Here is a 12,726-nt window from a genome sequence, read left to right as displayed (position 1 = left end):
TACCGCCCGCCCTCCCTGGCCGCCCGCGTCGGGATGCTGCGGGGCGCCGACGGCCTGTGGGCCACGGCGTCCTCCCAGCGTCGCGCCGCGCGCTCGTCGCGCTGGCGCCGCGGGGCGGCCGGCTGGTGCACCCCCTTGAGCTCCGCGCCGCCTCCGCGGACGGATGATCGGGATACGAGGGCCACGGTCAAGCTCCGGCGGGCAGGCGCCGATCCGATGAGGACCACCAGAGCAGGCCCCCGATTCGGGCACGCTCGCCGCGAGGCGAGTTCGCAAAGCCACGGGACTCCGCCGGAGTTCGCCGGGCTACCGCAGGAGTGCCACCGCGCCGACCGCTCACCCGAGCGCACGGCGCCGGTCCGACGGAACGTCGCCGGGGCTGCTCGTCCTTCAGGGAGGACACCAGTGTCACGTCCCATCCAGTTCACCCGCGCCGGCCGGACGGGCATCGCCCTGGCCGTGGGCGCCGCGTTCGCCATGGTCCCGGCCGGCGCACAGGCCTCGGCCGTCCTGCTCGGGACCTCGTCGCCGTTCGTCGTGCTGGCCGGCTCGGCCGCCAGCAACACGGGCCCCTCGGTCCTCAACGGCGACCTCGGGGTCTCCCCCGGGACGGCTCTGAACGGCTTCGGCCTGCCGGCGGTGATCAACGGCGCGACGCACGACGACGACGCCGTGGCCGCCCAGGCCCAGTCGGACCTGACCGTCGCCTACGACACGGCGGCCGCGCAGCCCACCCCGGTCGACCTGACGGGCCAGGACCTCGGCGGGCTCACGCTCACCGCCGGCGCCTACCGCTTCAGCTCGTCCGCGCAGCTCACCGGCGCCTTGGTGCTCGACGCCGCCGGCGATCCCAACGCGCAGTTCGTCTTCGAGATCGGATCCACGCTCACCACGGCCTCGGCGAGCTCGGTGGTCATGATCAACGGCGGATCGCCGTGCAACGTCTACTGGCAGGTCGGCAGCTCGGCCACGCTCGGGACGACCACGGCGTTCAAGGGCACCATCATGGCGCTCACGAGCATCACGCTGGACACCCAGGCGTCGGTGATCGGCCGCGCGCTCGCCCGCACCGGAGCGGTCACCCTCGACGACAACGTGCTCGACAACTCCGGGTGCCGGCCCACGCCCCCCACGTCCCCGGCGCCCTCCGGTCCCGCCGGCGGCACCGCCCCGGGGACTCGGGCTCCCTGCCGTCCTCGACGACCGGCCGGCCGCCGCCCCAGAGCCGGTCCACCGGGGCGACCCGCGACGGCTCCGCGACCCTGCGGCGCGCGACACGCGCCCCCGGCACGCCGGCGAGCGCCTGCACCGCGGGCTTCTCGGCCACGGTGACCGGACGCCAGATCCGCCGCGTGGTCTTCCGCCTGGACGGCCGGCGCATCGCCAGCCGCTCGGGCTCGCCGTTCCGCGTGTGGGTCCAGGCCCTCGCCGGCCGCCACGAGGTCACCGCGCGCGTCACGTTCAAGGACGCCACCCGCGCCAAGACGCTGAGGCTCGGCTACCGCGCGTGCGCCGCCGCCGTCCGCCACCCGCGCACCGGACCGTCGCAGTTCACGGGATGACCCACCCGGTCCTCGCCGCCCTGCGCTGCGCCGGCCCGCGCCGGCGGATCGCGGTGGCGGGGGCCGCCCTGACGATGGCGGCGGCGGCCGGTGCCCCGCCCGCCGGCGCCGCCGACGCGCCGGTCCCCGGCCGCCAGGCGCTCATCGTCCTCCTGCACGACCACTACGCGCGGTCGTCGCCGAGCGTGCGCGCCCGTCGCATCGCGTTCGTGCCGGCCCGGCGCCCGCTGACCGGCGTCCGGACCGTCCTGCCCGTGCTGGACCGCGCGACCGGCGCCGGCGCGGCGTCCTGGGCCAGGGTCCGGCTGCCCGGGCGCCCCAACGGCCACGCGGGCTGGATCCCCACGGCGAGGACGCGGCCGGCGACCACCGGGTGGAGCATCACGGTCCGGCTCTCCCTGCGCCGGGTCACCGTCTCCTACGACGCCCGCGTCATCCGCCGGTTCCGCGCCGTGGTGGGCAAGCCCTCCACCCCGACGCCGCGCGGCCGCTTCTTCGTCGAGGAGGCCCTGGCGCTCGAGCCGGGCGCCCCCGGCGCCCCGTTCGCCCTGGCCTCCAGCGCCCGATCGACGGTGCTGCAGGAGTTCGAGGGCGGCCCGGGGCAGATCGCGCTGCACGGCACGGGCGGCCTGGCCGGCGCGCCGGGCACGGCCGCCTCGCACGGCTGCGTGCGGCTGACCACGCCGGCCATCACCTGGCTGGCCCGGCGCATCGGCGCGGGCACGCCGCTGACCGTCACGGACTAGGCCTTCGGCCGTGCCCTGCGGCGCAGCGTCACCATCGTGGCGATCCCCAGCAGCCAGCCGATCGCCGCGGCGCCGACCACGAGCCACACCAGCGAGACCGACGACGAGCCGACGACCCAGCTCACGCGCACGTGCCGCGTGTTGGAGGCGGCCAGCGCGATGAGGATCCCCGCCAGCACGCCGATCGTCAGCGCGGAGGAGTAGACGCGGCCCCGGTGGGCCTTGCCGCGCAGGCGGTCGCCGCGCGACACATCGCCGCCGGTGGACGGCGTGCCGATGGGATCGTCATGGGAGGAGGACATCGCGGCGGTCCTTTCGGGGGGTGTGCCGCGGGTTCTACCAGGGCGTCGCACCCCGAAGATCCGCCGATCGAAGGATCCGGGAAGCCCGGCGCGGCGGCCCGGACGGGTCGCCCGCACGCCCGCAGGTCGGCGCGCAGCGCGACCAGGCGCTCCATGAGCGCCCGGCAGGCGGGCGCGACCGCGGGCAGGCCGCGCTCGTCGCGCAGCTCGGCCAGCAGGGCCTCGGCGGGGTCCTGCAGGATCACGACCTCGCTGACGATGCGGCGCAGGGGCGCGGGATCCGCGGCCCGGTCCGGACCGCCGGGCCCCGCGTGGTTGGCGCCGCGGACCGGACGGGTAGCCCATGCCGGATGCGCCTCCACGTCTGGCACGGCTACCTCCTCGGCGGCACGGGATCGAACACCTACGCCCGTCAGGTCGCTCGCGAGTGGGCCCGTGCCGGCCACGACGTCACCGTGTTCTCCCAGGAGGCCCATCCCGAGCAGTTCGACCTCGAGGGCGTGACGACGGTCCGGCCCGACGTCGACGGGCTGCTGCCGGTGTTCGTGCTCGACCGCTATGAGGGCTACGAGGTCCGGCGCATGCCCGACTGCCCGCGCGACGAGCTCGAGCGGTGGGTGCAGGCCAACGCCCGCGCCCTGCGCGAGCACGGCCCGGCCGACCTCGTCCTGGCCAACCACGTCGTGCTCGGCGGACCGGTGGGCGCCGCGGGCGACAGCCCGTACGTCGTCAAGGTCCACGGCTCCGAGCTGGAGTACGCGATGCGCGGGCATCCCGGGCTGGCGCGGTGGGGCGCCGAGGCGCTGCGCGGCGCCGCGGCCACCGTCGTCGGCTCCCAGCACATCCGCGAGGTGCTGCACGACGTCTGCGGCCCGCTGGACCGCGTCCACGAGATCCCGCCCGGCGTCGACGTCGAGCGCTGGCGGCCCGAGCCGCCGGGCGAGGCGCTCGAGCGGCTGCTCGAAGAGGCCCGGCGCGACCCGCCCAACCCCGGCAACGCGGACGCGTGGCTGCCCGACGAGGACAACGCGGCGCGCCTTGCGGCGTTCCTGGCCGGCGACCGGCCCACGGTGGTCTACGTGGGCAAGCTCATCGAGAACAAGGGCGTCGGCGTCCTGCTCGAGGCGCTGCGGGGGCTCGACGCCCGCGCGGTCGTCGTCGGCTTCGGCGACGCACGCGCCGGCCTGCAGCGCCGGGCCGCCGGCCTCGACGTGCTCTTCACGGGCGCGCTCGCGCAGCGCCACCTCGTCCACCTCCTCGCGCTCGCCGACGTCTCCGTCGTGCCGTCGATCTTCCCCGAGGCGTTCGGGATGGTGGCCGCGGAGGCCGCCGCGACCGGGTGCCCGCCCGTCGTGGCCGACCACTCCGGCCTGGCCGGCGTCGCCCGCGAGCTCGAGGAGCGCTACCCCCGGCCGCCCGCGGCCTGGCGAGCTTCCCGACCGCCGACGCCACCGCGCTGCGCGACCGGCTGGACCGCGTGCTGTCGCTCGGCCCCACCGACCGTGACGCGCTGCGCGCCGCCGCCCGCCGCACCGCGGAGCAGTGCTGGAGCCTGACGCGCGTCGCCGAGCGCCTCCTGGAGGCCGGGCTCGCGTACCCCGTGCCTGCGTCGCCTTGAGGGCCTGGCCTCCGGCGAGCAGATCGCCATGCCGGCGCGCCTGCTGCACGTGGCGCGCGACATCTCGGTCTCCCAGTCGCCGATCGCGCCGGACACGCCGACGCGGCCCAGGGCCGGCGGGCCGGCTCGACGCCTGAGCCCCGCCGGGGGCCCGGGCACCGTGGTTCTCCGCAACCGCGGCCCGGGTCCTCCCCGATGGCGGCCGTCGCCGTGCGCTCTAGCGTCGCCGGATGCCCAGCCCCGCCCTCTCCCGCCGGCCGCCGGGCGCGCCGGCCGATCAGCTGCGCCGCATCTGCCCGCCGGCGGAGGTGCCGGTGGGCAGCACCGCCGACCTGGAGGCCGGGACCGGCAGCTACGGCCAGCCCCGCGCCGCCGAGGCGCTGGCCGTGGCGGCGGCGATGCCCGCCGACGGCTACAACGTCTTCGCCACCGGCCCCGCCGACACCGGCATGCGCGCGATGGTCGGCGACTGGCTGCGCGAGCACGCCCGCACCCTGCCCGCGCCGCCGGACCTCGTCCACGTCGCGGACTTCGCCGACCCCCTGCGCCCGCTGGCGATCACCGTGCCGACGGGCCGCGCCCGCGCCCTGGCCGCCGAGGCCGACCGGCTCGTGCAGGACGGCCGCGAGGCCCTCGCCCGGGCGTTCGACAGCGACAGCTTCCGCACGCGCCACCGCCGGCTGCATGAGGAGGCCGACCACCGCCGCGCCGAGATCCTCGGCGCGCTGGAGGCGCGGGCCCGCGAGGCGGGCGTCGCCCTGCAGCTCACGCCCGCCGGGGTGCTCAGCGTGCCGCTCGTGGCCGGGCGCCCGCTGCAGCCCGACGAGGTCGCGTCGATGCCCGACGAGGTGCGCCGGCGGTTCGAGGCCGCGGTCGCCGACCTCGGCGCCCCGGTCGACCAGGCCTTCGGCAAGGTCCGCGACATCGAGCGCGACCTGGGCGAGCGCCATCGCGAGCTCAACCACGACGTGGCCGAGTTCGCGATCGGCCATCTCGTCCAGGACGCCCGGGCGCGCTGGGCGGGCGCCCCGCGCGTCGCCGACTGGCTGCAGGCCCTGCGCGACGACATGATCGAGCACCTCGACGCCTTCCGGGCGGGCGACGACGCCGGGGGACCGGCGCCGGTCCCCGGCATGCCGCCCGGCCTGCGGTCCCCGGCGCACGCCGTCCTGGCCCGTTACGCGGTCAACGTGCTCGTCGCCAACGACCCCGCCGGCGCCGCACCGGTGATCGTGGCGACCGATCCCTCCTTCTACGACCTGTTCGGGCGCGTGGAGTACGAGACCGCCTTCGGCGCGGCGGTCACCGACCACCGCCACCTGCGCGCGGGCCTGGTGCACCAGGCCTCGGGCGCGTTCCTGGTCCTCCAGGCCGCCGACGTGCTCAGCACGCCCTACGCCTGGGCGCGCCTGAAGGACGTGCTGCGCACGGGACGGCTCAAGATCGAGAACGTCGCGGTGCAGTACATGCTCTTCCCGGGCGTCACGCTGGATCCCGAGCCCGCCGAGATCCACGTCACGGTGATCCTCGTCGGGCCGGTCGAGCTGTACGAGCTGCTCCTGGCCGCCGACGACGACCTCGGCCGGCTCTTCAAGCTGCGCGCCGACTTCGACGACGAGATGCCGCGCGACGCGGCCGGCGTACAGGCCTACGCCGGCTGGCTCGCGCGCCTGGCCGGCGAGGCTGGCCTGCCGGCGTTCGACCGGGGGGCGATCGCCGCGATGGTCGAGGAGGGAAGCCGCCTGGCCGGCCACCGCGACCGGCTGTCGACCCGCACGCGCCTGCTGCGCGACATCGCCACGGAGGCCGCCCACATCGCGGTCGCCGCCGGGGCGCCGGTCGTCGGCGGCGAGCAGATCGCCGCCGCGCTGGCCGCGCGCCGGCGCCGCTCGGACCTCGTCGAGGAGCGCATGCGCGTCGCCGTCCTGGAGGGCACCCACCACATCGACCTCGACGGGACGGCCATCGGGCAGATCAACGGCCTGGCCGTCTCCATGGTCGGCGACCACGCGTTCGGGCACCCCGTGCGGATCACGAGCACGGTCGCCCCCGGCGAGGGCGAGGTCCTGGACATCGACCGCGAGGCGCGCCTCAGCGGTCCCATCCACGCCAAGGGCATCCTGATCCTCAGCGGCTTCCTCGCCGGGCGCTACTTCCGCGAGCGCCCGATGGCGCTGCGCGCCAGCATCGTCTTCGAGCAGTCCTACGGCCCGGTCGAGGGCGACTCGGCCTCCACGGCGGAGCTGCTGGCGCTGCTCTCGGCCATCGGTGGCCTCCCCGTGCTGCAGGGCATCGCGGTGACGGGCGCCGTCGACCAGCACGGCGCGGTCCACGCGGTCGGCGGCATCAACGAGAAGATCGAGGGCTACTTCGACCTCTGCGACGCCCGGGGCCTGACGGGGGAGCAGGGCGTGGTCGTCCCCGCCGCCAACCTTCCGCACCTCATGCTCGCGCCGCGGGTGGTCGACGCGGTGGCCGCGGGGCGGTTCTGCGTCTGGCCGGTCACCACGGTCGACCAGGCGATGGAGCTCGTGACGGGGCGCACCGACGCCGACGCCGCGGTGCGCGACCGCCTGCTCGCCCTGGCCCGCGCCGCGATGGCCACCCGCCCTCCGGCGGGCAACGGCCGGCCGCGGGCCGACGGCGGAGCCGCCTGAGGGTCAGAGCCCGAAGGCGGCGCGCATGCTGACCGCCGTCGCGGCGCCGGCCAGCGGCGGGAGGCCGAGCATCTCCTCCGTCGTGCGCAGCAGCGAGTAGTGGCTGAACGTCGTCGCGCTGGTGGTGCCCGGCTGTGTGCTGGGCGCGAGCACGAGCGTCGCGACGCGGTTGCCCTGGCTGCCGTTGTCCTCGTCCCAGGTGACGAAGACCGCGGTGGTCCCCGACTGGTACTGCGGGCTGTCGAGGACCTTCGGCATCCAGCCGGCCAGCCACGCGTCGCCCTGGGCCACCGAGCAGTCGTGCATGTCGTGGCACAGGTTCGGCGTGACGAACGTGAACCGGGCCGAGAGGTCGGGCGGATCGGCGAGCGGCACGTCCTGCGTCGCGCACGCCGCGGCCACGTTGGTGTAGTAGGCCGCGGGGTTGTGCTTGGGCGCGTAGGACCCCTTGGACGTGCCGCCGCAGGTGACCGGCATCGACTCCTGCAGGGAGCGCCAGTCGGTGCCGAGCTGGCTGAAGATGCTCGGCGCGGCCAACGGGTGCGCGGAGGGGTCGGCGTCGTCGTGGATGCCCTGGGGCGAGCCCGACGTCATGGCGATGTAGTTGGGCAGGCTCGGGTGCGTGATCGCGAAGTACTGCGTGGCCAGCCCGCACCGGGCGGCCAGCCCGTTGAGGTAGGGCGCGGCGGAGGCGCCGATGATCCCCGAGTAGCCCGTGTTCTCCATGATCACCCAGACGACGTGCTGCCAGGCCGGGGCGCCGGTCGTCTGCCCGCACGGCGCGGCCGACGACGGGTGGCCCATGCTGACGGCGGGCGGGACGGGCGCGGGCGCGGGCACGGCCGGGACCGGCGCGACCGGTGCCGGCTTCGCGGGCAGCGGCGGGCGCACGCCGAAGATCCGCAGGCGCGTCGTGTGCGGCGCGCCGTCCAGGGCGCTGCGCCGGCGCCCGGCGCGGGCGACGAGCGCATAGGACCCCGCGCGCAGCCGGCGCGCGGTGGCGACCGAGAGCCTCCAACGCAGGCGCAGGTGGCCGCCGGCGGCGACGGCGAACGTGCGGGCCACCGTGGTCCGCGGGGCGTGCGGCGCACGAGCTGCAGCCGCACGAAGCGGGTGCCGGGCCCGGCGACCGCGCGCACGACCATGCCACGCGTCGTCAGCGCCGTGAGCGACACGCGGGCGGGGGCGGCCAGGCGCGTGACCGCCGGGCCGGCCGGCGAGGCGGGGGTCGCGGCGCCGGCCACGGCCGCCGCCGTCGTCGTCAGGACCCCGAGCGCCAGGGCGACCGGCAAGCCCACCACCGTGCGGACTCGCGCGCGCATGCGCCGAACCTAGGCCGCGACCGCCGGTGCGTCAACGACGGGCCGGCGCCGTTCAGGTCCTGTTCATGCCCCGGGCAGGCGGGTGATCGTGAACCAGGTCGAGCGCAGGCCGAGCAGGCGCCGGATCGTCACGGCGTCGACGACGGTCGTGCCCAGCGTGCCCGTCACCGTCACGGTCGCCGCACGGCCCTCGGGCGTCGTCGTGGTCACCGCGAGGTCGGCGAGCCGGCCCGCGAGCACCGGGCCCAGCCGCTGCTCGAGCTCGGCGCCGGTCGGCGACACCGACCAGTCGTGGTAGGGCGAGAGCGTGTCGTAGGGGTCGTCGACCGCCTGGAGGTAGGGCTGCGCCGCCGCCCCCGGGAACGCGTCCTGCACCGCGGCCGTGCGGCCGCCCGACGATGCGGAGAACAGCGTCTGCGCCGGCCCGGAGCCGTAGTCCAGGATCCGCCGCCGCGTGCCGGCCACGGCGGCCGCCGCGGACGGGGACTCGCCGGCGACGCCGCGGTACTCCTGGGAGCGGGAGTCGGCGTAGACGTCGAACGGCTCGGCCGGGCGGCGGCCGGCCAGGGCGTAGGTACGCGCCGCCACGGCCTGGGCGCGCAGCGCCTGCGTGGGCCAGGAGGCGGGCATCTCGCTGCCCACGACGCCGAGGAGGTACTGCTCGAGGTCGACGTCGTCGTCGACGACGACCCCGGCCGGGTCGCCCGCCACCACCAGCGCGCCCCGGTAGCGGCCGTCGGCGACGCCGTTGTCGGCCGTGCCGAGCAGCCCGAGCGGGCCGGGGCCGCTCAGGCGCACCGGCGCGCGCAGGTGGGCGACGACGCGCCCGGCCGAGCGGTCGTAGAGGCGCAGCAGGACGCCGCCCGGCCAGGGCGTCAACCGGTAGGAGCGCCGCGGGCTGAGCGCGACGTGGCGGCCGGCGCCGTCGCGGGCCAGGCGCACGCCGCCGACGCGGGCCGCCGGCCCGGCCGCGAGCCGCACGCGCAACCGCGTGGCCGGGGCGGTCGCCGGCGTGGTGCCCGGGTAGTAGTGCGCCAGGATCCACGGCCAGCTGCGGCCCTCCCGCGCGGCGTAGCCCATCGCGCCGTACTGGGAGAGGCCGACGGCGTGCCCGAACCCGTGGCCGTCGATGCGGACATCTGCGCCGGCGGCAGCGGGCGCGGCCGCCAGGGCCGCGATCGCCGCGCCGGTCGCCAGGGCCGGCGGGCGGCGGACGTGCATGGGCCCACCCTACGGCCGGGCGCCGCCGGCCGTGGGCGGTCCCGGTCAGGCGGCCGGCGCGGCGCCGTCCGTGGCGCGGTGGAAGACCTCGGCGAGGCCCTTCGATGTCGCCGGACTACGCGACGGGGGTCCAGCCGCCGGCCAGCCGCTCGCCGATCCGCAGCCCGAAGCGCTGGACCAGCTCAGGCACCGAGTCGATCTGCATCTCCTGGCCGTAGCGCTCGTTGAGCCGCGCCAGGGCCTCGGGGTCGGCGGCCATCGCCCCGCCGAGGGCGTCGAGCTCGCGGAAGAACTGCTCGAAGCCGGCCGGCGAGATGATCTCGAGGATCCGGCACGGCTCGTCGCCCGCGTTCCAGAACGTGTGCCACTGGTTGCGCGGCTTGAAGACGAGGTCGCCGGGCCCGGCCTCGACGACGTCGTCGCCCAGCAGGGCGCCCATGCGCCCCTGCAGCACGTAGCTGTACTCGTCCTCGCGGGTGTGGAGGTGCAACGGCGCGGCGAGCGCGCGCGGCGACATCGGGTGCTCGACGAGCGAGAACCGCTGATCGGCCTCGGCGCCGTCGACCATGAAGCGGACCCCGATGCTGCCGAGGAAGCCCTCCTGGGCGTCGCTCGGTCCGATGATCCGGGGGGCGGTGGTCTGCATGTCCGACTCCTTTCACTGGACAATGGTGTCGCACGAAAATGTACGGCCGTCCTGCGGACCTGTCAAGATGTTTCGCGAGACATTCATGTCCGATCAAAAGCGCACCTACCGCAAGACCCGCCGTGCCGACCTCGAGGAGGAGACGCGCCGGCGGATCACCGAGAGCGCCGTCGCCCTCCACGAGGAGCTCGGGCCGGCCCGGACCTCGATCAGCGCCATCGCCGAGCACGCCGGCGTCCGGCGCTCGACCGTCTACCGCCACTTCCCCGACGACGAGTCGCTGTTCGCGGCGTGCTCGTCGCACTACCGGGCGGCCCACCCGCCGCCGGACCCGTGCGCCTGGGCCGGGATCGAGGACCCGGCGCGGCGCACGGCGACCGCCCTGGGCGAGCTGTACGCCTTCTACCGGCAGACGGAGGGGATGTACACCAGCCTGCTGCGCGACGAGGCGCTGGTCCCGATCGTCCACCGTCGCCTCGGCGACTTCTACGGCTACCTGCGAGCGGTGCAGGACGGGCTCATGGCCGGTCGCGGGCTGCGCGGGCACGCCGGTCGCCGCACGCGCGCGGCCCTCGGCCACGCGCTGGCGTTCCCGACCTGGCGCTCCCTGGCCCGCGAGCACGGACTCGCCGACGGGGAGGCCGTCGGGCTGATGGTCGTGCTCGTGGAGGGCGCGGCCGCGGCCCGCTGAGGCGCCGCCCGGCGACCGTCGTCCCGGGGCGGCCCCGCGGAGCGATCGCGACGGCTCATGGGTGACCCGGGCGATCGTCACGGGCCGGCCCGGCCGCGTCCCCTACGGGGTCCCGATGGCCAGCGACCACCGGCGGGCGTCCTCGTCCCGCTCGATACCCCGTCCGACGACCGCGGCGAGGTGGATCTCGGCGCGCCGGCCCGACGCGTCGCCGAGGCGACCGAGCGGGCGCTCCGCGTACGAGCGGGCGCGCGGCGCCGTGCCGGCTAGACCGCCGCCCAGGTCGCATCGCCGAGCTCCAGCGCGTCGCCGGGCCCGTGCACGCCCGCCGGCGCGCCCGGGCGCGCGACGATCGTGCCGCTCACCTCGACCACGCGCTCGAGCACGTCCTGCGGCCATGCCTGAAGCCCGCCGACGTAGACCGGGAACGCGTCGAGGGCGAGGATCGCGCCGGCCGCCGCGTTGCGCGCATGGCCGGTGAGCGTCACCCGCTCGCCGATGCGCGCCTCGAGGTCGGCGCGGTTCACGTCTTGACCGCCGCCTCGGCCGCCTCGATCGCGTCGGTGACACGGTCCGACCAGCCCGGCATCGCCTTGGGGGCGGCCTCGGCGACGGCGGCGCGCTGGGCCTTCTTCAGCTTGGCCACGCGGCGCTTGAGGTCGCCGTCGCTGAGGCCGTTGAGCCGCAGCGCGACCTCGGCCCAGTCGGCGTTGGCGATCGCGCGGTCCAGCGCGCTGATGACGACCGCGCGCGGCGGAGGCTCGTCGTCGACGAGCGTGAGCGCGTCGATGACGCGGTCGGCGTACCCGGGCAGCGCGCCGTAGGCGGCACCGATGATCGACTGGCGCTCGTCGTGCGTGATGGCGCGGGCCATCCGCTTGATGTCCGCGTCGTCGAAGCCCTGCAGGCGCTGGGCGGCCTCCGGGAAGTTGCCGCGCGCCACCTGCGCCTTGAACGCGGAGACGAGCTCCTCGCGCGAGTACGTGACGGGCTCGGCCTTGGTGATGAGCTGCCCCGGCGGGATGGTCGTCAGCGCGACGCCGTAGACGACGCGGTCGAAGTCGTCGTAGGAGACGCGCTCCTCCCCGGTGGCGGTCGTGAACGCGTGGGCGAAGCGCCCCGGGGTGCTCTGGTAGATCTGCTCGATGGTCTTCTGGCCCTTGTAGGTGCCGTGGTTGGCGTGCCAGAAGGTCTGGGTCGCCTCGTCCCAGAAGCCGAAGTCGAAGTTGGTGTAGTCCCTCGTGCGCCCCTCGCCGAAGTTGTACATCTCGCGGTAGATGTCCACGCGGTTGGTGAGCGGATCGGGCCGGAAGGCCTTCGGGTCGGGCTTGAAGCGCTTGCGTTCGTCGTCGGCGCGGTTGGACCAGAAGAGCATCCCGAACACGACCCAGACTTGGGTGGTCGCCGACGGATCGATCGGCCCCAGCGCCGCGTTGCGCGACGCGGCCACCGAGCGGGCGATGTCGAACCGCCCGTAGACCTCGTTGAGCGGCGGGATCCTGGACGAGTCGTAGCCCAGGTTCAACATGGTGATGCCGATGCAGCCCTTCAGGACGTCGGCGTGCTCGTCCTCTGAGAGGTGGCCGACCTGGGCCCTCCACATGGCCTCGTACTGCGCCACGGAGTAGCGGCGCTGGTCGGCGTCGGACCCGAAGGCGGGCTTCGGCGCCCCCTTGGGCAGGTTCGCGGTCAGCGGGTACCCGAGGCGCTGGACGAGCCGGCGCGCCGCCTGCTCGCGGCGGGCGGCCGCGGCGGCGGCGCGGTTGCCGGCCGTGCGCTGCAGCGCGAGGACGCGCGCGGCCGACCCCGTCGGGCCGCCGGGCGCCGCTCCGGCCGCGACGTCGGCGGCGCGTGCCGCCGCGGGCGTGGCCACGGCCTCCGTGTCGGGCGCCTGAGGGTCGGCGACGCTCACGGGACCAGCCTAACGGGACGGAAACCGGTGCCGCGACCGCGGACGCCAG

At 76.2% G+C, this 12,726-nt stretch carries 12 protein-coding genes and 1 riboswitch; of the genes, 6 read left to right on the top strand and 6 right to left on the bottom strand.

From position 1 onward, the window contains the following. Positions 1-237 precede the first annotated feature (237 nt). Positions 238-314: riboswitch (cyclic di-GMP riboswitch) on the top strand. A gap of 91 nt (positions 315-405) precedes the next feature. The 3 genes from FSW04_RS10365 to FSW04_RS10355 are packed head-to-tail and all read left to right on the top strand — an operon-like array spanning position 406 to position 2,308. Continuing rightward, positions 406-1,332, top strand: a complete 927-nt coding sequence (locus tag FSW04_RS10365; protein WP_228431113.1) for an ice-binding family protein — start codon at positions 406-408, stop codon at positions 1,330-1,332. Continuing rightward, positions 1,329-1,562, top strand: a complete 234-nt coding sequence (locus tag FSW04_RS10360) for a hypothetical protein (protein ID WP_146918947.1) — start codon at positions 1,329-1,331, stop codon at positions 1,560-1,562. The genes FSW04_RS10365 and FSW04_RS10360 overlap by 4 nt, the downstream gene beginning before the upstream one ends. Then, positions 1,559-2,308: a L,D-transpeptidase gene (locus FSW04_RS10355; RefSeq protein WP_146918945.1), complete on the top strand. Its 750-nt coding sequence runs from the start codon at positions 1,559-1,561 to the stop codon at positions 2,306-2,308. Before FSW04_RS10360 ends, FSW04_RS10355 begins: the two co-directional genes overlap by 4 nt. On the opposite strand, the gene FSW04_RS10350 is transcribed toward FSW04_RS10355, so the two are convergent. Next, positions 2,305-2,610 carry a hypothetical protein gene (locus FSW04_RS10350; RefSeq protein ID WP_146918943.1) on the bottom strand — a complete coding sequence of 102 codons (306 nt, stop codon included), beginning with the start codon at positions 2,608-2,610 and terminating at the stop codon, positions 2,305-2,307. The genes FSW04_RS10355 and FSW04_RS10350 overlap by 4 nt on opposite strands. A 350-nt stretch (positions 2,611-2,960) precedes the next feature. Here FSW04_RS10350 and FSW04_RS10345 point away from each other — a divergent pair, with 350 nt between their 5' ends. Together FSW04_RS10345 and FSW04_RS10340 are read left to right on the top strand one after the other, a co-directional pair. Further along, positions 2,961-4,166 (top strand): glycosyltransferase family 4 protein, encoded by a 1,206-nt coding sequence (locus FSW04_RS10345; protein WP_146918941.1) that lies wholly within the window; start codon positions 2,961-2,963, stop codon positions 4,164-4,166. Positions 4,167-4,458: 292 nt separating this feature from the next. Continuing rightward, a complete protein-coding gene (locus tag FSW04_RS10340; RefSeq protein ID WP_146918939.1) occupies positions 4,459-6,885 on the top strand; it encodes a Lon protease family protein in 2,427 nt (808 codons plus the stop codon). A 3-nt stretch (positions 6,886-6,888) separates the two neighbouring features. Here FSW04_RS10340 and FSW04_RS10335 read toward each other — a convergent pair whose 3' ends face one another. From FSW04_RS10335 to FSW04_RS10325, 3 genes are all read right to left on the bottom strand, one after another. After that, positions 6,889-7,950 (bottom strand): alkaline phosphatase family protein, encoded by a 1,062-nt coding sequence (locus tag FSW04_RS10335; protein WP_146918937.1) that lies wholly within the window; start codon positions 7,948-7,950, stop codon positions 6,889-6,891. A 320-nt stretch (positions 7,951-8,270) separates the two neighbouring features. Beyond that, complete coding sequence (locus FSW04_RS10330) at positions 8,271-9,428, bottom strand: SpoIID/LytB domain-containing protein (RefSeq protein WP_146918935.1); 1,158 nt, start codon at positions 9,426-9,428, stop codon at positions 8,271-8,273. A gap of 115 nt (positions 9,429-9,543) precedes the next feature. Then, the gene (locus FSW04_RS10325) at positions 9,544-10,074 is read right to left on the bottom strand and encodes a cupin domain-containing protein (RefSeq protein ID WP_146918932.1); all 531 of its coding nucleotides are present in this window, start codon (positions 10,072-10,074) and stop codon (positions 9,544-9,546) included. A gap of 85 nt (positions 10,075-10,159) precedes the next feature. Between FSW04_RS10325 and FSW04_RS10320 the strand changes: the two genes are divergently transcribed. Then, on the top strand, positions 10,160-10,765 hold the full coding sequence (locus tag FSW04_RS10320) for a TetR/AcrR family transcriptional regulator (protein WP_187369394.1): 606 nt from the start codon (positions 10,160-10,162) through the stop codon (positions 10,763-10,765). Positions 10,766-11,031: 266 nt separating this feature from the next. Here the strand turns inward: FSW04_RS10320 and FSW04_RS10315 are convergent, their stop codons facing one another. Next, the gene (locus tag FSW04_RS10315; protein WP_146918928.1) at positions 11,032-11,292 is read right to left on the bottom strand and encodes a hypothetical protein; all 261 of its coding nucleotides are present in this window, start codon (positions 11,290-11,292) and stop codon (positions 11,032-11,034) included. Beyond that, positions 11,289-12,677, bottom strand: coding sequence for a hypothetical protein (locus tag FSW04_RS10310; protein ID WP_146918925.1), 1,389 nt, complete (start codon positions 12,675-12,677; stop codon positions 11,289-11,291). The genes FSW04_RS10315 and FSW04_RS10310 overlap by 4 nt, the downstream gene beginning before the upstream one ends. Positions 12,678-12,726 lie beyond the last annotated feature (49 nt).

The organism is Baekduia soli (assembly GCF_007970665.1).
Classification (GTDB): Bacteria; Actinomycetota; Thermoleophilia; order Solirubrobacterales; family Solirubrobacteraceae; genus Baekduia; species Baekduia soli.
Note: the sequence above shows the minus strand (reverse complement) of the source record. Positions and strands in the feature narration are given on the sequence as shown.